At 71.7% G+C, this 22,809-nt stretch carries 23 protein-coding genes and 1 pseudogene; 14 read left to right on the forward strand and 10 right to left on the reverse strand.

What is annotated here, in order from left to right:
* The first annotated feature begins 9 nt into the window (after positions 1 to 9).
* From ACFYTE_RS13815 to ACFYTE_RS13865, 11 genes and pseudogenes are all read left to right on the forward strand, one after another.
* On the forward strand, positions 10 to 915 hold the full coding sequence (locus ACFYTE_RS13815; RefSeq protein ID WP_388709165.1) for a glycosyltransferase: 906 nt from the start codon (positions 10 to 12) through the stop codon (positions 913 to 915).
* Positions 900 to 2,753, forward strand: a complete 1,854-nt coding sequence (locus ACFYTE_RS13820) for an alpha/beta fold hydrolase (protein WP_388709167.1) — start codon at positions 900 to 902, stop codon at positions 2,751 to 2,753. The genes ACFYTE_RS13815 and ACFYTE_RS13820 overlap by 16 nt, the downstream gene beginning before the upstream one ends.
* The gene (locus ACFYTE_RS13825) at positions 2,743 to 3,237 is read left to right on the forward strand and encodes an indolepyruvate ferredoxin oxidoreductase subunit alpha (protein ID WP_388709168.1); all 495 of its coding nucleotides are present in this window, start codon (positions 2,743 to 2,745) and stop codon (positions 3,235 to 3,237) included. Before ACFYTE_RS13820 ends, ACFYTE_RS13825 begins: the two co-directional genes overlap by 11 nt.
* A 27-nt stretch (positions 3,238 to 3,264) precedes the next feature.
* On the forward strand, positions 3,265 to 5,004 hold the full coding sequence (locus ACFYTE_RS13830) for a methyltransferase (protein ID WP_388709169.1): 1,740 nt from the start codon (positions 3,265 to 3,267) through the stop codon (positions 5,002 to 5,004).
* 42 nt (positions 5,005 to 5,046) lie between these two features.
* A complete protein-coding gene (locus tag ACFYTE_RS13835; protein ID WP_388709170.1) occupies positions 5,047 to 6,012 on the forward strand; it encodes an FkbM family methyltransferase in 966 nt (321 codons plus the stop codon).
* 94 nt (positions 6,013 to 6,106) lie between these two features.
* Positions 6,107 to 6,835, forward strand: a complete 729-nt coding sequence (locus ACFYTE_RS13840) for an HAD family hydrolase (RefSeq protein ID WP_388709172.1) — start codon at positions 6,107 to 6,109, stop codon at positions 6,833 to 6,835.
* Positions 6,836 to 6,909: 74 nt separating this feature from the next.
* On the forward strand, positions 6,910 to 7,989 hold the full coding sequence (locus ACFYTE_RS13845) for an NAD-dependent epimerase/dehydratase family protein (protein WP_388709174.1): 1,080 nt from the start codon (positions 6,910 to 6,912) through the stop codon (positions 7,987 to 7,989).
* A complete protein-coding gene (locus ACFYTE_RS13850) occupies positions 7,982 to 8,635 on the forward strand; it encodes a D-glycero-alpha-D-manno-heptose-1,7-bisphosphate 7-phosphatase (protein ID WP_388709176.1) in 654 nt (217 codons plus the stop codon). Before ACFYTE_RS13845 ends, ACFYTE_RS13850 begins: the two co-directional genes overlap by 8 nt.
* Positions 8,632 to 9,663: a GDP-mannose 4,6-dehydratase gene (locus ACFYTE_RS13855; RefSeq protein WP_388709178.1), complete on the forward strand. Its 1,032-nt coding sequence runs from the start codon at positions 8,632 to 8,634 to the stop codon at positions 9,661 to 9,663. The genes ACFYTE_RS13850 and ACFYTE_RS13855 overlap by 4 nt, the downstream gene beginning before the upstream one ends.
* Positions 9,664 to 9,881: 218 nt before the next feature.
* Positions 9,882 to 10,151: pseudogene (locus tag ACFYTE_RS13860) on the forward strand (ATP-binding cassette domain-containing protein); the annotation flags it as partial.
* Positions 10,152 to 10,258: 107 nt separating this feature from the next.
* Positions 10,259 to 11,617, forward strand: a complete 1,359-nt coding sequence (locus ACFYTE_RS13865) for an ATP-binding cassette domain-containing protein (protein WP_388709180.1) — start codon at positions 10,259 to 10,261, stop codon at positions 11,615 to 11,617.
* On the opposite strand, the gene ACFYTE_RS13870 is transcribed toward ACFYTE_RS13865, so the two are convergent.
* From ACFYTE_RS13870 to ACFYTE_RS13880, 3 genes are all read right to left on the reverse strand, one after another.
* On the reverse strand, positions 11,563 to 12,237 hold the full coding sequence (locus tag ACFYTE_RS13870) for a beta-ketoacyl synthase N-terminal-like domain-containing protein (RefSeq protein WP_388709182.1): 675 nt from the start codon (positions 12,235 to 12,237) through the stop codon (positions 11,563 to 11,565). The genes ACFYTE_RS13865 and ACFYTE_RS13870 overlap by 55 nt on opposite strands.
* Complete coding sequence (locus ACFYTE_RS13875) at positions 12,203 to 12,436, reverse strand: acyl carrier protein (RefSeq protein WP_388709184.1); 234 nt, start codon at positions 12,434 to 12,436, stop codon at positions 12,203 to 12,205. The genes ACFYTE_RS13870 and ACFYTE_RS13875 overlap by 35 nt, the downstream gene beginning before the upstream one ends.
* Positions 12,437 to 12,610: 174 nt before the next feature.
* The gene (locus ACFYTE_RS13880; RefSeq protein ID WP_388709664.1) at positions 12,611 to 12,859 is read right to left on the reverse strand and encodes a cupin domain-containing protein; all 249 of its coding nucleotides are present in this window, start codon (positions 12,857 to 12,859) and stop codon (positions 12,611 to 12,613) included.
* A gap of 145 nt (positions 12,860 to 13,004) precedes the next feature.
* Here ACFYTE_RS13880 and ACFYTE_RS13885 point away from each other — a divergent pair, with 145 nt between their 5' ends.
* From ACFYTE_RS13885 to ACFYTE_RS13895, 3 genes are all read left to right on the forward strand, one after another.
* On the forward strand, positions 13,005 to 13,985 hold the full coding sequence (locus ACFYTE_RS13885; RefSeq protein ID WP_388709186.1) for a GlxA family transcriptional regulator: 981 nt from the start codon (positions 13,005 to 13,007) through the stop codon (positions 13,983 to 13,985).
* A gap of 116 nt (positions 13,986 to 14,101) precedes the next feature.
* Positions 14,102 to 15,493, forward strand: coding sequence for a DJ-1/PfpI family protein (locus ACFYTE_RS13890; RefSeq protein WP_388709666.1), 1,392 nt, complete (start codon positions 14,102 to 14,104; stop codon positions 15,491 to 15,493).
* A gap of 179 nt (positions 15,494 to 15,672) precedes the next feature.
* The gene (locus ACFYTE_RS13895) at positions 15,673 to 15,870 is read left to right on the forward strand and encodes a hypothetical protein (RefSeq protein ID WP_388709188.1); all 198 of its coding nucleotides are present in this window, start codon (positions 15,673 to 15,675) and stop codon (positions 15,868 to 15,870) included.
* A gap of 91 nt (positions 15,871 to 15,961) precedes the next feature.
* On the opposite strand, the gene ACFYTE_RS13900 is transcribed toward ACFYTE_RS13895, so the two are convergent.
* From ACFYTE_RS13900 to phnL, 7 genes are all read right to left on the reverse strand, one after another.
* Positions 15,962 to 16,411: a hypothetical protein gene (locus ACFYTE_RS13900; protein ID WP_388709190.1), complete on the reverse strand. Its 450-nt coding sequence runs from the start codon at positions 16,409 to 16,411 to the stop codon at positions 15,962 to 15,964.
* A gap of 161 nt (positions 16,412 to 16,572) precedes the next feature.
* Positions 16,573 to 17,619 (reverse strand): hypothetical protein, encoded by a 1,047-nt coding sequence (locus ACFYTE_RS13905; RefSeq protein ID WP_388709192.1) that lies wholly within the window; start codon positions 17,617 to 17,619, stop codon positions 16,573 to 16,575.
* Between the two features lie 57 nt (positions 17,620 to 17,676).
* Complete coding sequence (locus ACFYTE_RS13910; RefSeq protein WP_388709194.1) at positions 17,677 to 18,750, reverse strand: alpha/beta hydrolase family protein; 1,074 nt, start codon at positions 18,748 to 18,750, stop codon at positions 17,677 to 17,679.
* A 251-nt stretch (positions 18,751 to 19,001) separates the two neighbouring features.
* Positions 19,002 to 20,213 (reverse strand): phosphonate metabolism protein/1,5-bisphosphokinase (PRPP-forming) PhnN, encoded by a 1,212-nt coding sequence (gene phnN, locus ACFYTE_RS13915; RefSeq protein WP_388709196.1) that lies wholly within the window; start codon positions 20,211 to 20,213, stop codon positions 19,002 to 19,004.
* Complete coding sequence (locus tag ACFYTE_RS13920) at positions 20,210 to 21,382, reverse strand: alpha-D-ribose 1-methylphosphonate 5-triphosphate diphosphatase (RefSeq protein WP_388709198.1); 1,173 nt, start codon at positions 21,380 to 21,382, stop codon at positions 20,210 to 20,212. The genes phnN and ACFYTE_RS13920 overlap by 4 nt, the downstream gene beginning before the upstream one ends.
* Positions 21,379 to 22,092, reverse strand: a complete 714-nt coding sequence (locus ACFYTE_RS13925; protein WP_388709200.1) for a DUF1045 domain-containing protein — start codon at positions 22,090 to 22,092, stop codon at positions 21,379 to 21,381. The genes ACFYTE_RS13920 and ACFYTE_RS13925 overlap by 4 nt, the downstream gene beginning before the upstream one ends.
* Positions 22,089 to 22,808: a phosphonate C-P lyase system protein PhnL gene (phnL, locus tag ACFYTE_RS13930; RefSeq protein WP_388709668.1), complete on the reverse strand. Its 720-nt coding sequence runs from the start codon at positions 22,806 to 22,808 to the stop codon at positions 22,089 to 22,091. The genes ACFYTE_RS13925 and phnL overlap by 4 nt, the downstream gene beginning before the upstream one ends.
* Between the last annotated feature and the right edge of the window lies 1 nt (position 22,809).

Genomic DNA, 22,809 nt, shown 5'->3' on the forward strand with positions numbered 1-22,809 from the left:
GAGTGCGCGGTGACCATCCCGCCGGACATCAGCGTGGTCGTGCCGACCCGCGACCAGGCGGCACGCCTGGACGCGACGCTGCACGCCTTCGCCCGCCAGGACGCCCCGCCGGGCTCCTGGGAACTCGTCGTCGTCGACGACGGGTCGACCGACACCACCGCCGACGTACTGCGGGCCGCCGGGGAACGGCTGCCGTTGCGCGCGGAGCACACCCCCGCGCGCGGCCGCGCCGCCGCCAGGAACACCGGAACGCGGATCAGCCGGGGAGCGGTGGTCGTCTTCTGCGACGGGGACCGCGCACCGGTGCCCGGCTTCGTACGCGCCCACGCCCGCGCCCACGACGGCGGGCGAGACCGCGTCGTGGTCGGGGACGTCAAGGAGATGTACGTCAGCTCCTTCGAGGAACGCCTCTTCGAGGTCAAGCAGCAACTCGCCACCGACGGGGAGGCGCTGCGCCGACGGTCGCGCACCCCCGCGTTCGTCAAGAAGGTCTGCGCCGTCTACGACGAGACGGGGCGCACCACCTCACCGGTGCGCTGGCTCAGCTTCCTGTCCGGCAACGTCTCACTGCGCCGGGAACTCTTCGACCGAGCGGGCGGATTCGACGAGGACTTCACCCGGTGGGGCCTGGAACACCTGGAGCTCGGGCACCGACTCGTCACGCTCGGAGCCGAGTTCCGGCACTGCGCCGCCGCCCGTAACGACCACTTCGCGCACGGCAGACCGGCCGGTTTCTACCGCGAGGCACTGGAGCGCTCGGCCGCGCACTTCGAGCGCAAGCATCCCGGGGTTCCGGCGGAGCTGCTGCTCGGCCTGACGCTGGACGGGATGTCCGTCACGGAGTTCGAGGAGTCCCTGCGGGCATCCGCCCGGCCGACCCGACGGAGGGAGCGGTCGGCATGCGACCGCGGCTGAGCCAGTACTTCCTGACGGCGCGTGGACCCGCCGACCCGGTCTGCGTGGTGCGCCACCAGCACGACGGCGCCGCCCCCACCGTCGTCCTGCTGACCGGACTCGCCATCGGGATGAGCGAGCCGCGCTACCTGTGGTCGATCCTCGCCCGCCGGCTGCGTCGCCGCGGCGTGAACGTCCTGCAGTACGACCATCCCGGTCACGCCGACAGCGCCGCCACCGGCCGCCCGGCGACCTGGTCCGGGGCACGGGCCGCCGCGCGAGCCGTGGTCGCCCATGCCCGGCAGACCGGTGCCGGCCCGGTGTCCGTGATCGGCTACGGCCTCGGCAACGTGCTCGCGGCCGAGATGCTGACGGCCGGTGAGAGCGCCGCCGGCGTGCTCGTCTGCCCCGATCTGGCGCTGTGGCGGTCCGGCCCACGGGCCCCGCGGGAACTCGCCGCTCTCCGCACGCGCGGCCGGGCGGCCCCCGACGAACTCCAGGACAGCACGGTCGCGGCGGCCCTGCTCGACGCGGCCGTCGGCGAGCCCTATCAGCCGCCGCAGCCCGCGGGGCCGGTCGACGCCGGGCTGCTCGCGGACGCCTCCGCAGCCGCCGGCCCGGCGTTCGCCGGGCTGCGCGGCACCCGCACGCTGGTCGTCGCGGCCGCGGAGGAGGACGGGTCGTGGGCCCGCGACACCGGACTGCCCGTGCGCGAGATCAGCCACCGGCCGACCAAGTGGGCTCCGAGCTGGCACTGGGAACACGAGCCGCGCGAGACCGTCATGACAGCCGCGGAGCACTTCCTGACGGGCAGGGCCCCTACGCCGACGGGTGGTGCGGACGGCGCCCGGGACGCGCCCGCGGATCCCCCGCCCGTCGGTGCGGGCCGTACCCCGGGCGTACACACGGACCACCCTGTTCCGGCCGCCGAGGACCACCCCCCTCCCTTCGGTACCTCGGCCCCGGGCCCGTACACCGGCCGGACGGCGGACTCGGTTCCCGGCCCCGGGACATCCGTCATCAGCTCCGCGCGCCTCACCTCCGAAGGCGACGAACTGCTCGGCATCCTGCACACGCCCGACGCCGGTCCCGGCCCCTGGCCCGTGTGCCTTGTCTACGAGCCGGGCAACCCAGGGCAGCGCGTGGACATCCACGAGTGCGGCACTCTTCTGGCCCACGCCGGGGCCGAGCACGGCGTGCCCGTCTTCCGGTACGACAGCCGGGGCACAGGAGTGAGCGACGGCTGCTTCACGCACACCACCTGGAGCCGCCGCCTGACGGACCTGGGCGCGGCCGTCGACCGGCTGCGCGCACAGGGAGTGGCCGAACGTTTCGTCGTGGTGGGCAACAGCGCGGGCGCCCGGCTCGCCGCGATGGCCGCCCACCACCTGCCGGCCGTCACCGGAGCGGTCCTGTGGGGACCGATCCTCAGCGAGGAAGGCGACGGGCCCGCGCCCCGCCTGCAGCGCGTCGACGGCACCCTCGCCGCCGCCTGGTGCGGCCTGTGGCTCGGTGTCGCCTACACCCGCGACGACCGCGGCCGTGACTACCCCGGACTGCTGCGGGAGAACGGAGTACCGGTGTTCGTCGTCTACGGGACCGAGGAACTGGAGCACCCCGACACCACCACCCGCCTCCTCCTCGACGAGACCGACCGGCGCCCCGACTGGACGCTGCACGTCGTCGACGGCAGCCACGGTTTCTCGGCGAACGGCCTGGCCGCCGCCGTACGGGCCACGATCACGTGGACGACCGCCACCCTCGGCCCCACCGACGGCCGGCAACCCTGCATCACCCCACCCATGCCAGCACCCCTCATGGCCTCACCCGTCTCGGAGGATCCCGCCCATGACCGATGAACGCCCCGGCCGGCCCGCCCGGCAGAGCAACGGACGCGCGCCCGCAGACCGGCCCGGCGGCGAGCCGGACCGCCCCGCGGGGCGGCGCGAACGGCGCTCAAGGACCGAGCCGACGCCGGCCCAGGAGACTCCCCGCGCCCAGCGCGTCACCGACCGCACGCGCCCTGCGCAGTGGCGGCGGCCACCCCTGCGTATCGAAGAGAGCGAGTGCATCAGCTGCGACGCCTGTGTCGAGGCATGCCCGTCCCAGTTCGGCGCGGTCTTCAACCTCGGCCACGGCATGGCCATCCTGCCCGAACTCTGCTCCGGCTGCGGCAAATGCCTGCCCCCGGTCTGCCCCGCCGACTGCATCTACCCGGACGAGACATGGCAGCCCGCTCGCGAGGAGTGGTGGGAGGAGCCGTTCGGCCCGGAGGACCCCTACATCCTGCCGGACGGCACCCGCCGTCCCCCCGTGCAGCCGACCCGTATCCGCCGCTGGTGAGCGCGGCCGGACAGCGAGGAGCCGAACATGGGCGACGCAGCCGCCGTGGTGAAGGCGTACGACATACGAGGAGTCGTGGACGACGAACTCGACGAGGACCTCGTCGAGACGTTCGGGGCGCGCTTCGCGCGCCTGGTGCCGGAGGGCGAAGTGATCGTCGGGCACGACATGCGCCGTTCTTCGCCACGGCTCACCCGGGCCTTCGTCCGGGGCGTGCTCGGCCAGGGCAGCGACGTCGTACGCATCGGCCTGGCCAGCACCGACATGCTCTCCTACGCCTCGGCGGCCCTGGGCCGTCCCGGCGCAATGATCACCGCGAGTCACAACCCGCCCCACTACAACGGCATCAAGCTGTGCCGCGCGCACGCCGAACCCGTCGGCTGGAACACCGGACTGCGCACCTTGCTGGACATGGCGCGCGCCCCAGCGCCCGCGCGCACGACGGGTACCGGAACCGTCCGGGACCATTCGGTGCTCGCCGGCTATCGGGACCACCTGCTCGCCCTCGCTGCACCGGCCACGGCGCCCGCGCGGCGGATCACCGCCGTGGTCGAGGCGGGCGGCGGCATGGCCGGACTCAGTCCCTGCGCGCCGATGTCCTCGGCCTCGTCCAGTCCGCACCCCCCACCCCGTCCGACCCGCCGCACGCCCCCGCGGCACCGGCGCACTGAAGGAGAGGGACCCACCATGACCACCCACGACCCCGCCCCGCAGGCAAAGACGCCGCAGGACGACGAGCAGACGGCCCGTCTGTGGCAACTGGCCTTCGGCTCCATGCCCGCCCAGATCATCCACGCCGCAGTCCGTCTCGGCCTGCCCGACGCCCTGGCCGACGGTCCCCGCACCTGCGCCGAACTCGCCCGCAGCAGCGGCGCCGACGAGATGTCGCTGCGTCGCCTGCTGCGCGGCATGGACGGCGCCGGCATCGTCGCCCCGGCGGGCCCCGACCGCTACGCCCTCACGCCGATGGGCCGTCCGCTCCGCTCGGACGTACCGGACTCGCTGTGCGCCATGGTGCTGCTCTTCGCCGGTGAGGCCATGTGGCGAAGCTGGGGCGACCTCGCCGAGACCGTCCGCACGGGCCGCAACGGCTTCGAACGCATCCACGGGGTGCCCTACTTCACGTACTACGCCCAACGTCCCGAGGACTACGCGGTGTTCAACTCGGCGATGGGTGAGGACACCAAGGCCGTGGGCCCCGCCCTCGCCCAGGGCTACGACTTCTCCTGGTGCAAGACCGTCGTGGACGTCGGCGGAGGCAACGGAGCCCTGCTCAGCTGCGTGCTCGCCGCCCACCCCGGCCTCCAGGGCATCGTGTTCGACCGGCCGGAAGGCGTGGCACAGGCGGGACGGCTGCTCGCCGAGGCCGGTGTCGCCGACCGCTGCACGGCCGTCGCCGGGGACGCCTTCGATGAGGTGGTGCGCGGCGGCGATCTGTACCTGATGAAGAGCGTCCTGCACGACTGGGACGACGAACGGGTCAGCACACTCCTGCGCAACTGCCGTGATGTCATCCCCGACGACGGCCGGATCCTCGTGATGGAGCCGCTGATGCCGCTGGGGACCGACGACCTCGGGCCCGCCCACGGCATCGTCACCACTGACATGGATCTGCTGGTGACCACGCGCGGACGCGTACGCACCGAGGCCGAGTTCGCCCAGCTGTTCGCGTCTGCCGGGTTCCGGCACACGATGACGCGGAAGCTGGCCGACCACGGCTACCTCGAAGCCCACTACCACAGCGTCGTCGAGGGCGTACCCGTCTGACCCCACCCAGCCCCGTACATCCGAGAAAGGACCCGGATCCGCATGACCGAAACCGGAAACCGTGCCCCCTACGGCGGCCCCTCGCCCGCCGACTACGCACTCACCGTGCAGCGCGCCGCCGCCGCGGCGATCGCCACCACCAACGGAGCCTCCCCTCAGGACGCACGGGCGGCGGGGGCGACCACCGCGCGGCTGTGGCGGCCGATCGTGGGCGGCGCCTTCGCCGAACCCGGCGCCGCGGCACCGCGCTGGCGGCTTCCCGCCCACCTCGACTCGGACGTCGGCGCCCTCCAGATCGACGGCGACGACACCATCATCCGGCCCGAGATCGCCGAGACCCGCCGCTGGGAGGCCGACGAGGACGCCGCGATCCGCAAGACCGTCACCGCCGGCACCACTGTCCTGGACATCGGCGCGCACATCGGCTACTTCAGCCTCCTGATGTCCCAGCTCGTGCAGTCCCACGGCCGGGTGATCTCCGTCGAGGCCGACGCCTGGAACCACCAGCTGCTCGTGCAGAACCTGCTGCGCAACGGCGCCTCCAACGTCACCCCGGTGTTCGCAGCGGCCGGCGACCGGCCCGGCATCGCCCACCTGCGCCGGGACAAGGAGGGCAACACCGGCGACCACCGGGTCCTCGACCAGCCGAGCGAACTCGGCCACCCCGTACCGGTGATTGCCCTGGACGACATCCTCGACGACGTGCCAGGGATCGACTTCGTCAAGGTGGACCTCCAGGGCGGCGACCATCTCGCGATCCTCGGCATGCGGCGCACGCTGCACCGCTGCCGCCCCCGGATGCTGGTCGAGTTCTGGCCGCCGGGCATCCGCGAGCGCGGCGCGGACCCCGTGGAGGTGCTGCGGGTCTACTCCTCGCTCGGCTTCACCCGCGACATCGTCGACGACCTGGACATCGACCCGGGCCTGCCGGACGAGGAGTTCGTCGAGGCCGCGCAGAGCACGGAACGAGAGTTCGTGAACCTGTTCCTGACCCCGGGACCCCGGTGACCCCCACGCGCCGCAACTGACCACCGCGGCCCGTAGCGGTCACGTCCGGTGCCCTTCGGCCCCGGCCCGGGACCGAAGGTGGAGAGGAGCCACCATGAGCACCGCACAGCCCCGCGCCTCCGCCACACCTCCCGACCCCGCCCGGCCCCGCCCCCCGAGGAGCGCGACAGCGCACCCCCCGGCGCTGCTCCTGGACTCAGGGGGCGTCCTGATCCTGCTCGACGGCGAGGTCATCGCCCACCACGGCAAGCGGTTCGGGCTGCGCATCGATCCCGGCACCGCACGCCGCGCCGTCGCTCTCGCGGCCCGCGACCGCGACCTGGAGAGCGAGCCGGACACCGGCCCGCTCTCCTTCGCCCACCGGTGGTCCACCCACGCCGGATGCCCACCCGACGCCGCCGAATCGCTGTGGCGGGCAGTCCGGCACGAGGTGGACGACACGGTGCTGTGGAGCGTCGTCAACCCCGAGGCCGTGCCGTTCCTGGACGCCCTGCCCCGGCACGTCCAGCGCTACGTCGTCAGCAACGCCGACGGCCACGCCCACGCCGAACTGGCGCGGGCCGGACTGCTCGACCGCCTCGACGGCGTCCTCGACTCGTACGCCGTCGGCATCGCCAAACCCGACCCCAGGATCTTCCGGATGGCGGCCGTCGCCCTGGGCCGGCCCCTGGACCAGTGCCGCTATGTCGGCGACACCCTCGACGGAGCCCCACCGCACCTGCCCCCCACGATCCTCTACGACCCGCTGGGCATCTACCCGGACGACACCGTGCGCTACACCCGCATCCGCAGCCTGTCCAAACTCCTCGACGCCGTCCGCTGAGACACCAAGGACCGGCGCCACCCCGCCCGGACCACCACCGCACCCTCACCCGACCAGCCACGGAAGGCCAGGACATGGACGTACCAGAGGACATCCCCGGCGACGTACCGCACGCCGTGGTCACCGGAGCCGCCGGATTCATCGGATCGCACCTCGTGACGAAGCTGCTGACCGGACCCTGCCACGTGACCGCCGTGGACGTCGTCCCGTGGTCGGCGGCGCACCGGCTGCGCGGCGCCGGCCCCGACCCGCGTCTGCGCTACCACGAGGCCGACCTGCGGGACACCCGGACGCTGCGCGGGCTCACGGACGGCGCCCGCTGGGTCTTCCACCTGGGTGCCAACACCGAGAACCGCTCCTGGGCCCAGTCCGGCCGCGCCGATCTGGACACCACCGTGGCCGGCACGGTGGCCCTCCTCGAAGCGCTCGCCGAACACCCGCCGCGGTGCGTGGTGATGGCCTCCAGCCAACTCGTCTACGGCGACCAGGACGGCCACGGCACACCACCGGACGGGGCTTTGTCGCCGGCACGCCCGCCGCGCCCGACGACCCGGTTCGGCGCGGGCAAGGCCGCGGCCGAGGCGTTCCTGTGCGCCGCCGCCCACGAGACGGGATTCCGCGCGGTGGCCGCGCGGCTCTCCAACATCGTGGGCGCGGGCATGCGACGCGGCATCGTGCACGACTTCGTCGGCCGGCTGCGACAGGACTCCGGCCGGCTCACCGTCCTCGGCGACGGCAGCCAGACCCGCAGCTACCTCCACGTCTCCGACTGCGTGACGGCCCTGACGACGCTCGCCGAGGCGCCGGGCGAGGCGCGCTGCGCCGTCCCGCAGGCGTTCGAGGCGTACGACGTGTGCAACACCGACGCCACTTCGGCCGCCGACGTCGCCCGCATCGCCGTCGCCGAATTCCCGGGCGCCGACAGCGAGATCGCCTACGGCACCGGGGAGCGCGGCTGGCGTGGCGACATTCCCACCGTACGGGTCAGCCCCGGGCGGCTGCTCGGCCTCGGCTGGCGGCCCCGGCTGACCTCGGCCGCCGCCGTCCGCACCGCGGTCCGGGAACTCATCGCCGAGAGCACCCCCGCGCCCACCGCCGACCCGGAATCCGGCCGCCCCGGGACGTCCGCCCTGCTGAGGCCGGGCCATGGCTGACCGCCGACCACGGCGCCCGGCACGCGCGGCGCCGCTCCAGGCGGTGCTCCTCGACCGCGACGGCGTCCTCAACGTCAACCGCCCCGACCACGTGACCCGCGCCGACCAGTGGCGGTGGCTGCCCGACGCGCTCGACGCCTGCGCGCGTCTCACGGAACTCGGCCTGCGCCTGGCCGTGGTGACGAACCAGTCGGCCATCGGCAGCGGCCTGCTCACCGAGCACGAACTCGGCCGCATCCACGACCGCATGGCCGAGGACTTGGCGGCCGTCGGCGTGCCCCGCCCGGTGATCCGCCACTGCCCGCACAAGGCCGACGTCCGCTGCCCCTGCCGCAAACCCCGCCCGGGGCTCCTCACGGGCGCCCTGGCCCACCTGGGAGTTGACCCGTCCCGGGCGCTGCTCGTGGGCGACCACGACACCGACCTGATGGCCGCCGGTGCGGCGGGCTGCTGCTCGGTCCACGTCCGCAGCGGACGCGGCGGACCACCCGCCCGGCACCCCGGCTGCCTGGGCAGCGTCCCCACGCTCGCCGAGGCGGCCGAACTGATCGCGACACTCGCCACGGCCGACTGGCGGCCACCGCTGCCCCATCCCGGGGACGAGCATCCGCCCGCCGCCCGGCCGAAGGAAGGAGCCAGACCGTGAAACGCGCACTGATCACCGGCATCACGGGCCAGGACGGCTCCTACCTCGCCGAACACCTCCTGGAACTCGGGTACGAGGTGTGGGGCCTGGTCCGCGGCCAGGCCAACCCGCACCGCCCCCGCATCCAGCGGATCGCCGCCGAACTGCGGTTCGTGGAGGGCGATCTGCTCGACCAGAGCAGCCTGGTCGCCGCCGTCGACCAGGTCCAGCCCGACGAGGTCTACAACCTCGCGGCCATCTCCTACGTCCCGCTGTCCTGGCAGCAGGCCGAACTCACCGGCGAGGTCACCGGCATGGGCGTGCTGCGCATCCTGGAGGCCATCCGCATCGTCAGCGGCATCGGCAAGTCCGGCGCCGCCCCGGCCGGCACCATACGCTTCTACCAGGCGTCGTCCTCCGAGATGTTCGGCAAGGTCACCGCGGTGCCCCAGGACGAGGACACCCCGCCGCGGCCCCGCAGCCCCTACGGCGTCGCCAAGACGTACGGGCACCTCATCACCCGCAACTACCGTGAGTCCTTCGACATGTTCACCACCGCCGGGATCCTCTTCAACCACGAGTCCCCGCGGCGCGGACGGGAGTTCGTCACCCGCAAGATCTCCCGGGCGGCCGCCAGGATCAGCCTCGGCCTGCAGGACGAACTGCGCCTCGGCAACCTCGACGCCGTACGCGACTGGGGCTTCGCCGGGGACTACGTACGCGCCATGCGGCTGATGCTCGCCCAGCCGGAACCCGGCGAGTACGTCGTGGGCACCGGGCACATGCACTCCGTACGCGACGCGGTGCGCATCGCGTTCCAGACGGTGGACCTGGACTGGCGGGAGTACGTCGTCAGCGACCCCCGCCTGGTCCGCCCCGCCGAGGTGGACCTGCTGTGCGCCGACCCGAAGAAGGCCCGCACCCAGCTCGGCTGGGAGCCCCGGGTCGGCTTCGAGCAGCTGATCCGGATGATGGTCGAGGCCGACCTGGAACGGGCGCGCAGCGAGCTGCGCCACTCCTCGGCACCGAGGGACGTCCATGACTGGTGAACCCGGGCCGCTGCCGCCGGGCGCGCCGGGGAGGAGCCGGCCGCCGTCCCTGACGGTGCTGTGCTTCCCCGCCTCGCTCGTGGTCCTGGCCCGCCACCACTGGTCCCGCCCGCGGCCCCGCCCGGTACGCCCCGCGAGCACAGCCGCGGCCCCGGACTCGGCGCCGACCCGGTGGCCACGGATGATTCCCGCCCCGATGTCGACCCGATACTGGAGCCATGGAGCACACCGTTCACCTCCCCGACGGCGCCGATGTCCTGGCGGGCAGCCGCGGCGCGGCCCACCTGGCGGCCGAAGGCGTCTCCCGCACCCTGGGCGACCGGCCCGTGCTGCGCGACATCTCGCTGACCGTCGCGGCGGGCGAGCGCATCGGCCTGATCGGTGAGAACGGCCTCGGCAAGTCCACCCTGCTGCGGATCCTCGCCCGGGGCCTGGCCCCCGACCGGGGCACCGTGCTGCGGGCCGTCACCGGCCGCGTCGGGTTCCTGCCGCAGGAGCCGGACTTCCCGGCCGACGGGCCGTCACCGACGTACTGGACCGCGCGCACGCCGAACTCGACGCGATCACCGCACGGTTACAGGACCTCGAACAGCGCATGGCACACACCGAGGAAACCGACCCGGCCGGCCTCGACGCCCTCCTCGCCGAGTACGGCCGCGCCCAGGACGCCTTCGCCGACCGGGGCGGATGGGAGCGCGAGGCACGCACCGGGGAGGTCCTCGCCGTCTTCGGCCTCGGCGGCGTCGCGCCCGCGCACCCGGTGGGGCGGCTCTCCAGCGGTCAGCGGGCCCGGCTCGCGCTCGCCGAACTCGTCCTCGCGCAGCCGTCCGCGCTGCTCCTCGACGAGCCCACCAACCATCTCGACGACCGCGCCACCGACTGGCTCACGGACTGGCTCAGCGGCTACCGCGGCCCCTGCGTCATCGCCTCCCACGACCGCTGCCTGCTCGGCGGCGCGGTCACCGCCATCGTCGATCTGGACGGCCCCCGCGGCTCGGCCGTGCGCCACGGCGGCGGCTACCACGACTACCTCGCCGAACGGCGCGCCGCCCGTGCCCGCTGGGAACGCGAGTACACGCGCTGGCGCGAGGAGACCGACCGCGTGCGGGAGCGACTCCACCGGGCGGGCGCCGCCGGTGACCGCGGTGGCCTGATGCGGGACCGCGACAAGATGGGCTACGACCACGCGGGCGGCGGCGCCCAGGCCGCCATCGCCCGCCGGACCCGGGCCGCCCGCCTCCACCTGCAACGGCTCCTGGAGCACCCCGTCCCGCGCCCGCCCGAGCCACTGCGCTTCCGGCCCCCCGCCACCGCGGCCGCGCCGGACGACGCCGCGGCCCCCGCGGAGCAGCCGGGGCGCACCCGGCCGCCGCTGCTGAGTGCCAGGGGCATCGGCTTGGCCGACGTGCTCCGCGGCGTGGACCTCGACCTCCGCGAGGGCGACCGCGCCGTCGTCGTCGGCCCCAACGGCTCGGGCAAGTCCACCCTGCTGCGGGTGCTCGCGGGTGTCCTGCCCGCCCACCGCGGCACCGTCACCCTGCGGGACGGAGCGTGGGTGGGATACCTGCCGCAGGAGACGGTGTACGAGGACGGCCACCGCACTCTCCTGGAGGTCTACGCACAACGCCGGGCTCTCGACCACGAGAGCGCGCACGCCGAACTCGGCCGCTTCGGGCTCTTCCGGCGCGGCGACCTGGCGGTGCCGGTGGACCGGCTGTCGACGGGCCAGCGCCGCCGCCTGGGCATCGCGGAGCTGTTCGCCGCCCGCCCGGACCTCCTGCTGCTCGACGAGCCCACCAATCACCTCAGCCTGCCTTTGGTGGAGCAACTACAGGAGGCGATCGAGGAGTTCACCGGGCCGATCGTCCTGGTCACCCATGACCGCGCCCTGCGCGAACGCTACGCGGACAACGTACTCGAACTGACGGACGGCCGTCTGCGCCGCCCCGGCTGAGCAGCCCGCGCATGGGGCGGCGCCCCCGTCAGCCGCGTGCAGGAACGGCTCGTCGTGGCCGACGACGACGAACGCGCCCTCGAAGGCGTGAAGGACGTTCCCCGGACGGAAGCACAGGCGGTCGACACGACGAGACCGGGTCCATGGAGGCCCAGATCCATCGCAACAGCCCCCGCGGCCATATTGGCAAGGCCAAGGGGCACAGTGAGCGGGGACATCCACCGGCTGCCCCGGTCCCGAAGCCGATACGCCTGGTCCTGCCAGACATCGATACCGCCGAATGCGGTGCCCAGCACCACACCGACGCGGGCCGCATCCCACCTGCCAGGGCCCAGCCCGGCATCACGAACGGCCTGACGCGCAGCCGCGACCGCAAACTGGGTGAACCTGGCCATCCGGCGCGCGTGGTCGCCGATAACCTCATGCCCGTCGAAGTCGGCCGGGACGGTGCAGGCGAAGTCCACCCTCTGCCCGGCGAGTTGGGCAGTGCGCGCGGCTGTGGGCAGACCAGCGCAGACGGTGCGCCAGTTCGCCGTACTGCCACACCCGGCGGGTGTGATCATCCCGATGCCCGAGATGACGAGCTCAGTCCTGAGCCTGGACACCGGGAACGACCGCACCTTTCGATTCCAGCAACCCTGCCAGCGCGCCCAGCTTCGTGGCCGCCGTCAGTTCCTCGTCGGCCACTTCTACGCCGAGTGCCTCCTGCAGAGCAGCGCCTATCTCGGCGATGGTCAGAGAGTCCAGTCCAAGTTCCTTGAACGATTGGTCGGGGGTCATGTTCTGGTCGACCTTGAACGCGGTGGTCAGCTGATCCACAAGGTATTCGTACATTTCCTCTGCCCTTCGCTGTCATGCATGAGGAGTCGTTCGTCGGCCGTGCCGCGTGCTTGATATCGCCGGCCAATTTCACTCCACCAAGGGCCCGCGCCCGGTGCGCTCATCCGGCGGATGAGCGCACCGGGCTGCTGGCTCACTCGATGGGGTCCATCCCTACGGGTAGACGGCGAGCACCGTGCAGCCGACATCGCTCTGCGGCACATGCGAGGAGCCCTTGGCGCCGTAGATGAAGGTCCCCGCCGGGTGTCGGGTGGTCCCGTCGCAGAAAACCCCGTCCAACACGTAGAGGAGTTCGGGACCCTCACTGTGTACGTCGACTCCTTCGAAGCATGAGCCGGCATCGAATTCGACGACCAACGCCTTGGTGCCATCCGCATGTTCCCACAAGGGTCGGATCCGGATTCCGGCAGGCCGCCCGCGGCCGTGTCGGCCTCCCTCCCGCCCCTTCCGCCGGCCCGTGGGTCGGCGCCTTTGAGTGCCAGATCTGTCCGCTGTATGTCGTTGGGGGACCTCGTACGTGCGGTTCGTTGCGGCCTACCGTTGAGGGGTGAGCGATCAGACGAACGGGTGCACCGGCCGGGTGTGGGTGCTGGTGCTACCCGAGGTGAATCTGCTGGATCTCGCCGGTCCTGTGCAGGTGTTCGACGCCGCAGCGCATCTCGGCGGTGGCTACCGGCTGGAGTACGTTGCCGAGACGGACGATCTGCGGTCCGCCCAAGGACTGCGGCTGGCAGAACTGGCACCGCTGCCGACAAGCCGGGTGGGCGCCGGTGATCTAGTGCTCATACCGGGACCTCGACTGACCAGATCAGACCAGTTGGTGGCGCCTGGCGTGGTGCGCTTGGTACGCGATGCCTACGACGCAGGCGCCCGGGTGGCGTCGGTGTGCAGCGGTGCCGCAGTCCTGGGGGAGGCGGGCCTGCTGGACGGCAGGGCGTGCACGACGCACTGGTCGCTCACCTCGGCGATGCGTGACCGGTACCCCCGCGCCCGGGTGCGCGAGGCCGCCCTCTACGTGCACGACGGACGGATCAGCACCAGTGCGGGCATCTCATCGGGGATCGATCTCGCGCTGTCTCTGATCGAGCAGGAGCACGGCCCGGAACTGACCGCGGCAGTCGCGCGCGAACTGGTGCTGTACTTGCGGCGGGACGGAAACGCGGCACAGATCAGTCCGTTCCTGCGGCACCGCGACCATATCCACCCCGCCGTGCATCGAGTGCAGGACCATCTGGCACAGCACCTGGACGCCGCCTTCACCTTGCGTGAACTCGCCGACGTCGCGGGGCTGTCCCCGCGCGGACTGACGCGGGCCTTCACCGCGGCCACCGGCATCACCCCGTTCGCCTACCAACGGCAACTGCGACTGGAGCGGGCCCGCACCCTGCTGTCCGGCACCGATCTGACGGTCGATGCGGTGGCGCTCCGTTGCGGCTTCAGTGACGCTCGGCAACTGCGTCGAGTGGTGGCCGACGCTTTCGGATCTTCGCCCTCGCTGCTGCGCGCGTCACCGCGGCCGACCGCCTGACGGACCCGGCACCTGTTCCTCCCCCACTTCTTCCCTGTTTCCCGTTCCCACGAGGGCCGACGGCACCGCCGCACTGCCGACTCGTGTCCGGATTGTAGAGGTATGTCTTGTCCAAGGTGAGTCCCGATACGCGCAAGAGGCACCGGGTGCTGCGCCGCGTCGGCTGGATACTGCTGGGTACAACTCTGTCGGCTACGTCCTTTGCGGGGATCACCTTCGCCGGGGTGAGCACGTCGATGGCCGACAGCTTCGCCGCCGCGCCCCGCGGATCCGATGCCAGGGCATGGCCGACCGCGCGATCGGTGCCCGAAGGCCGGATCACGGTGGCGGTCGCCATCAGCAACGCGGGCTCCGTCGCCACCGACGTACTCGCGCCCTACCAGGTGTTCGCCGAGTCGCGGAACATGTTCGTCTACACGGTGGCCGCCGAGCGCCGTGTCGCCCCACTGTCCGGCGGCGCCCATCTGCTGCCCGACCACACACTGGCCGAGGTGACGGACGGCACCATGCCGGAACCCGACGTGGTGGTCGTCCCCGCGGTGACCGACCCCGCCGGCGCGAGCGAGGAACCCCTGCGCCGGTGGATCGTCGAACGCCACCGCAAGGGCGCCCGGATCCTCGGGGTGTGCGCGGGCTCCGAACTGCTGGCGGCCTCCGGCCTGCTCGACGGCCGCAGCGCCACGTCGTTCTGGTCCAACCTCGGTTCCCTGAAACGTAGTTACCCAAAGGTCGACTGGAGGCGCGGGCAGCGCTACGTCGAGGACGGGCGGGTGACCACCACCGCGGGCGTCACCTCCGGCACTGCGGGCGCCCTGCGAGTGGTCGAGGAACTGGCCGGGGAGGCGGAGGCAACCCGTATCGGCACCGGTCTGTCCTACCCCGGCTGGACTCCGGACGGACCGACCGCGATACCGGCCAACCATCTCGCCCTCGGCGATATGCCGTACGCCCTTAACGCGGCGTTCCCATGGCTGCGCCCCACCACGGCCATCGGCCTGGTCGACGGCGTCGAGGAGATCGACGCGGCCGCCGCGTTCGAAGGATACGGCGGTGTCTCCTTCGCCACCCGGACCATGGTGATCGGAGCCCGCGACACCGTCACCACCCGCCACGGCCTGGTTCTCGTCACCAGGCCGGCGAAGGGGGATGCCCATGGTGCGGACCGCTTCGTGGTACCCGGCGTCAAGGACGCCTCCGGCATCGGCACCGCGCTGCGCGGCTGGGCTCGCCGCAATGGGCTCACCGCCGAACTGCCCGACGGGGGACGGCGGCCCGGGGAGTTCGGCTTCGATCCGGTACTGCGGGACCTCGCCGAGCACAGCGACCGCCGTACGGAGCTGACCACCGCGAAATTCTCGGAGTACCCCTCGGCCCACCTGGAGCTTACAGGCGCATCGTGGCCCTGGCGGTCCACCCTGCTGGCCGCGGCAACGCTCATCCTGAGCATTGGCGTGGGCCTGACACCGGCGGCGATCCGGCGCACGGTACGACGACGCCCGACGAGGTAGCCCTGGCGTCACGGCACGCTGGTTGGCCGGTGATGAGGTCTACGGCGGCCTGGAACTGCGACGCACCGCCCGTGCGCTCGGCTTCGACTACGCCCTGGCCGTCAAGGCCGGCCACACCGCCGCCACCCCCGCCGCCCGTCTCACCCCACCCGTCTCGCTGCCAGGGTGCCGACACACTCGTGCCCGCACCCCCGCATCGGCCCCCGGAATCGCACTCGTCCCCGGTCGGTTCGCCGGCCCACAGCCCTGACGGCTGCAAGGTCCCCGCCCATGGCACCGGAGAAGAACAGGCCGGACGGCTGTACGGCGGCACACCCGACCAGGCCGGGCCGATGCCCTCGGCGCGTCTGGAGACCATCGAGGACGAGGCGGCCTGACCGGTGCGTATCGCGCGGGCGTTCACCCGCGTAGTGCGCGACATCCGCGACCGGGTGCGCGCACAGGTCGCGGTGGACTGAACCGCGCCGGTCACATGCCGGCGAGGCGCTGGACCTTGGCGAGTTTGCAGGTGACGTCCGAGGTGACCTGGGCCGTCCCGTCGGCCGTTGCCTTGGCCTGTTGATTCGCCGCCAGACTGTTCACGATTGCTGCGCCCTCCGCCATCCTCGTCCCGCCGCCGTCGACGAACTCAAGCTGAACGGTGTAAGTCGCCGTGTCGCTGCCGTGGTTGGTCACCGTGAGTTCGGCCTTGGGGATCTTCGTGGCGGCGTCGACCGCGCAGGAGTCGATCGTCACATCAGCCGAGCCCGACGCGTCCTCACCGACGGTTGCCGTCGGAGCGCCGGTGGCGGCAGTGACCGACGGGGGAATGGCGGTCGGGGTGCTTTTGTCGCCGCCGGTGACAGCGGGACCGCCGCTGGACGAACACGCGGTGACAGCGGCCAGGGCGGCCACGGCAAGCAACGCCGCCGTGGACATGGTCCTTGTTCGGATGTGCAACGGACCTTCTCTTCCTCTGGAGGGGCGACGAGCACAGACAGGATATTAGCCCATATGGATAATGGAATATAGACCATCCACATGAGCTGATATCGGATGGCCGGGTCGGGTGGTCAGCGGCCGGCGCGTTCCCAGGGGGCCTATCGAACCGAGACCTCGGGGTCGGGTTTCGCGCCGGTCAGCAGTGGTCCGAGGTCCCCGCTCGTCCAGGCGTCGAACAGCGCTCGCGTCGAACCGGTGAGCCGCGCGGTCAGTCGTACGACGTGGGAGGGGCCGCCGATGACCTTGGCCCGCGGCTGGGCGAGGAGGTTCGACCAGGGCTCGGCGGACAGGGCGGAGGTCGTCGACTTCACCCGGCCCGGCCAGGCCGACGCGAGCCTTTCTGCCTCCTCTTGGCTCGCCGTCGTCATACAGACGACCTCCGTGGCATCGGTCCCGGACGCCCCCGCGACGCCGATGCCCAGCGGCGTGGCCGCGATCTTCAGGTCGAGGCCGATCCGTGCGGCCTTGACCTGGCCGAGGCAGTCCGCGATCCCGCCGACAGCCTCGTTGTCGGCCAGTGGCTTGGTGCCGGCGAGCGCCTGGTCGATGTCCGCGCTCGCTCCTCCGTAGACGATGCGTTGCGGTGAGACCCGCACGACGTTCAGCGCGGTGACGATGCCCAACTGCGCGAGCGGGTCCTTCTCGTCGATCTTGTGGTGGTCGCGGATGATCCAGGTCGTTTCTCCGCCGGCGAGGTCGTGCTTCGTGTAGCCGAGCTTCCGCAGCTTCGAGCCGATCGTCGTCGTATTGAAGGATCCGTACAGGAAACCCACCGGGTCGAGCGGATAGCCGACCGACAGGGCGGTCCGGGCCGCGAACGGATCGATGCCGGTCAGATCGGGCAGCAGCGCCGCGGCATCGGCCAGCTTCGGCTCGCCGTATCCGAGCAGTGGGTCCGGCTTCGAGCCGGACCCGCCGTCGCTCCGGGAGCGGACCCCGGCCACGTCGCCGAACTCGATCCAGTCTCGCGTCAGATGGGTGTCCTGTACTCGGCTCAGCGCGGTGATCAGCGCGGTTCGCGGTCTCTTGCCGTCATCGTCGCCCTTCGCCGCGCCGCTCGTACCGCAGCCGCTCGCGACGACGACCGACAGGACCGCGCATGCGCCGCTTCCCCACCGCGCCGCGTGGGATCGTCCTGGCTTCAAAAATCTGCCCCCGACCTCGATGATGCGAACTCAGATTCATGAGGTTACATCACCCATTCATATGAGCTGACTCTGACGGCAGACGGCAGCGGTCACGGTAGTGCCGGGCGAGCGCAGGGCCTCCACCAGGGGGCCGGTCGGGTGCTGCAGGAGGTCGTAGAAGGCGGGCGTGAGCAACTGCTTCACCGAAGGGGCGAGGCCCTTGACCACCTCCTCCTCGTCGTGCCGTCCGTCGAAAAGTGACTCCACACGGCTCGCGTACGGCGCGCGGAAGACCTCGCCCGGGTCCTTGTAGAAGTGATGCAAACGGTTCTGGGCGACCAGCCAGTACGAGATGTAGAAGACGCCGCTGGTGTCGTTGACCCGGCCGTCGAACAGGGCCGGCATCTCCTGGCCCGCCAGGTCGTACGGCCCGCTCACCGGGGCCAGCGCCTTCAGCCGGAAGGATCGCTCCGCGCCGCCTTCCAGCGCCCGGCCGAGCGCCATCGCGACCTGGCCGCCCTGCGAGAAACCGGTCGCGTAACCGTCACCGGTGAGCGCCCGGCCGAGCCGGTCCGTGGCTGAGCGGGCGGCGCGCAACATGTCGACGGAGACGGCAACGGCGGAACGGGTGTCCATGTACGGGTGCAGGCCCGGCCCCTCGCCGAGCCCCAGATAGTCGGGCGCGGCGACCGCACGCCCCGCCGAGGCGTTCAGATACGACGGCACACGGCCGAAGTCCTCGCTCGCGGAGGGCGCGTAGGCACGGTTGACCATGGTGCCGTGCGTGTCGGAGACGAGGTCGAGCCGCTGGGCTCCGCCCTTGGGAAGGGTGAGGAGACCGGTTGCGGTCGTGGGTTTCCCGTAGGGGTCCACGGTCCGGTACGTCAGCCGGTACGCCCGTACGCCGTACCGCACCGGGTCGGTCGCGATGTCCCGCCCGGCCAGGAACTCCCTGACCTGCCCGGCGTCATGGTCGGCGACCGGGGTGGCGGAGACGAGGGTGCCGCGGTGTTCGGTGTGCCGCTCCCCCGCAGCGGCGACCGGCGCGACGGCGACTCCGCCGAGGAGCAGGGCCGCCGCTGCGGAGAGCCCCTTCTTCGTCCACCAACTGATCTGTTTCACATGGAACTTGCGCGTCTCATCGCTCATGCCGCAGACGTTACGGACGCACTGTCCGCATCGACATCCGGAACGCCCCCGTGCCCGTGGTGCACTCAACCCCACTAGGGGTGTAGGTGAGGCAGACGGCGACCTGGGCGTTCTCGGTCCGCTCGGCAGTTCCGGTGTGCTGGTGTCGTCGGCCAGGTGGCCGCAGCCGTTCCCGTGCCGGTGCCCACCAGTACGCGCTCCGGCCATCGTGCGGCTTCGGTCCGTAGTCGCTGAGCCGACCGCGCCAAGCATCAGAACTCGTAGCGGTCAAGGAGATCGACCGCGTTCAGTGTGCGGAAGTCGCCGAGCCGCTCGCGGAGCGTGGCGTGGTCCCAGTTCCACCAGGCGAGCCGCTGCAGCCGCTCCGCGATCTCGGGCGGCTGCCGGAACCGGATGACCCGCGCCGGCACACCTGCGACGATCGCGTACGGGGGGACGTCCTTCGTGACGATCGCGCCCGACGCGATCACCGCCCCGTTCCCGACGACGACGTCCGGTTTCACCTGCGCCCCGTGCCCGATCCACGTGTCGTGCCCGATCGTCGTACGGCGGGAGCGACGCTGCGCGAACCACTCCGCGTCGTCCTCGGCGTCGGGCCAGTACTTCGCGGAGCGGTACATGAAGTGGTGCAGACTCGCCCGGTCGAGCGGGTGGTCGGTCGCGCCGATCCGCACGAAGCTCGCTATGTTCGAGAACTTCCCGACGGTCGTGTTCGCAAGGTCGCAGTACCGGTCGCAGTAGCTGTAGTCACCCAGTTCGACGTCGGCGAGCCGAGAGCCCTGACCGACCTCCGTGTACCGGCCGAGCGCGCCGGCGACGACGGTCGAGCCCTCGTGCACGATCCCTGCCGCCGGCAGCGCGCCCGGTCCGATGACCGATGCGGAGACGGCGGCCGACGCGGAGGTGCGGCGCGCAGTCGTCCGGATGACGCGCAGCAGAGCGGCGGCCCCGGCCTCGATGGTTCCGTCGTTGCGGATCTCCGCGTCCACCGCGTAGTCGGGGGCGGGGTCGGGACGGTGGAGCCGTCGGGAGATGTCATCCGCGTCCTCCCGGCCCCTGGTCCGCAGGCGGCTCGCCCGGACGGCGTCGGAGACCGTGACGCGGACGACGACAACGTGCTCGTAGCGTGCCGCCAGCTCGGCGAGCACGGATCGGGACACATTCGCGACGACGGAGCGTCCGTCTTTGATGTCGTCGTCGATCTCGATCGGAATTCCGTACCGCAGGCCATGGGCGTTCCACTCGATCGCGAAACGGCCCGCCTCGGAGGCGATGCGGAACGTGTGCGCGGACACCGGGAGGTGGTCTTCGCCCGGCCCGGGTGCACGCGTGATGTGACGCTGTGGCAGGGATACGTCCGGACCCGCATGGCGCCGGACCTCCGCGATCAGCGCGTCCTTGCCGACGCCGCTCGCCCCGACGACCGCGACGAACCTGCCCGGACCGATCTTCTGGGGTGTCATGCGACGCGCACACCCTGCCGGTACACGGTGCGGACGACCGGCACGCTCAGCCCCGCCGGGTGCTCCGGGGTGCCGGGCAGCATGTGTGTGCGGACGCGGACCAGGTCACCGCGCTTGCCGACCGTGATGTCACCCCGGTCGTCCAGACCGACGGCCTTGGCGGGATTGGTGCTGATCAGCTTGACGGCATCCTCCAGACGGATCGTCCCGTCGGTGACGAGCTGGAACGCGGCCTGCAACGGGCTGGCGGGCACGTAGTCGGACGACAGGACGTGGAGCAGTCCGCGTTCGAGGAGCGCCGACGCGGCGACATTTCCGGACTGGCTGCCGCCGCGCACGATGTTCGGCGCGCCCATGACGACTGACAGGCCGTGGGCGACGGCGGACTCGGCGGCCACGATCGTGGTGGGGAACTCGGCGATGCGCACTCCGAGTCCGGCGGACTCCTCCACGTGCTCGGTCGTCGCGTCGTCGTGCGCTGCGAGGGCAATGCCACGCCGGCGCGCCGCCGCGGCGACGGCGTGGCGGTTCCGGTGGGCGTGGAGGCGCGCCTCGCGCAGGAGTTCGTCGGCGTAGGCGTCGACGTCGCTCTCGGACACCAGCCCCTTGCCGATGTAGTACCTCTTGAACGTGGCCAGGTCCGCGAACTGACGCTGGCCGGGGGTGTGGTCCATCAGCGACGCCAGTCGCACGAGCGGGTTGTCCGCGAACTCCTCGAACCGGTCCAGGCAGTCCTCGCCGGACACCTCGCATCGCAGGTGGATCGCGTGGTCGGCGCGGAACGCTCCGGCTGTTGCCGCGGCCATGATGGCGTCTGTCAGTCGCCGGGCCGACCGGGTCACCGTCTCGCGGTTGCTCGGCTCGGATCCGAGCCTGACCGCGTCGAGCACGGTGGTGGCACCGGCGGTCGTCATCTGAGCGTCGTGCGCGAGCACGGCGGGCATCGCCTCCCAGTGCACGCCGGGCCGGGGACGGAGATGGTACTCGGCGTGGTCGGTGTGCACTTCGACGATGCCGGGCAGCAGGTAGTCGCCGTCCAGGTCGTTGCCTGTCGGCACGGTGCCCGTGCTGATGTCGGCGATCCGGCCGTCGCGGACGACCACCGAGCCGAGTATGACCTGGTCGCCGAGCACCAGGCGGGCATTGGTCAGGACGAGTTCCTTGGTCATCGGGTGCCTTCCAGCGGATGGAGTGAGTGGATGCGGAAAGGTGCGCCGGGTTCCGTTTCCACGAAGAGGGCGAGCGCACGGAGGGTGACGTTCCGGTCGACGCAGTCGCGGAACCAATGCCGCAGCGTCTGTTCGACCTGGTCCTGCCGGTCGTCCGGCACGCGATCGGTGAGGGTGAGGTGGAAGCGGAACTCGTCGAGCACGTAGGGGTATCCGAATCCGGTGAGCAGGGCCCGCTGGCGCTCGGTGAGCGTGTGTGGATTTCGCCGGGCGATCTCCTCGGGTGTCACCGGCGCCCGGAACTGGTCCAGCTCCGTCACGACGGACGCGGCAAGCGCGTGCAGGGCCGGCGCGTCCTCGCCGGGGGTGAGCGCGTAGAACCGGCCGATCCGGCTGATCGTGAGCCGTGGAATCGTGACTCGCGCGGTCGATGCGGCCAGTCGTGCGGTGGCCGTGGCGACGTCGTCGACGGTGTGTCCGGGGGCGAGACGGAAAGGTGGTTTGAGGGTGCCGTGGAAGCCGTACCGGCGCGCGTCCTCAGTGATCCGGTCGACGGCCGTACGCGTCCATCCTTCTGGCACGCCCCGAGGGGTGGCGCGGCCGGTGACGCTTCGCCCGAGCCAGGATTCCGCGCGCTCACGGAGAAGCACTTCTGTGGCGTCGGTGCTTCCCACACCCGGTGCGGCGTAGATCGCGTACCGGTGACTCACGCCGCCACCTTGCTCATCGGGGTGAAGTCCTCGACCGGCACGACGCGGTCCGCGACGGTTTCGCGAACCTCCGCGTCGTGGAAGATGCCGAGCATTGCCGTGCCCGCTTCGATCTTCTCGGCGATCAGCTCCACGACCACGCGGCGGTTGTGGGCGTCGAGGGAGGCGGTGGGCTCGTCCAGGAGCAGCATCGGCAGATCGGCGATGAAGCCGTGCGCGATGTTCACCCGCTGCTGTTCGCCACCGGAGAACGTCGCCGGCGGAAGCCCCCACAGGCGATCCGGAATGCCGAGGCGGGACAGCAGCTCGGCGGCACGCTCACCCGCCTCCGTGGCGTCGACGCCACGCGCGACGAGTGGTTCGGCGACGACTTCGAGGGCGGGCACACGGGGCACACAGCGCAGGAACTGGCTGACGTACCCCATCGCGTGGCGACGGGCGGCGAGGATCTCTCTGGGGTTCGCGGTCGCGATGTCGATGTCGATGTTCCCGGCGCGAAGGCGGACACTGCCGCGATCTACGGCGTAGTTGCCGTACACCATCTTCAAGATCGAGCTTTTGCCGGCGCCTGACGCGCCACCGAGGACGACGCACTCCCCGGCGTGCACGTCGAAGTCGAGCCCGCGGAGCACGGCGAGTCGCTGCCCGCCCTGCAGATGCATGGTGAAGGTCTTGTCCAGGCCGGAGACGGCGAGGGTCGGCTGGTCGGTGGTCATG

It is taken from the genome of Streptomyces sp. NPDC004629, from assembly GCF_042873595.1.
In the GTDB taxonomy this organism is placed as follows: domain Bacteria; phylum Actinomycetota; class Actinomycetes; order Streptomycetales; family Streptomycetaceae; genus Streptomyces.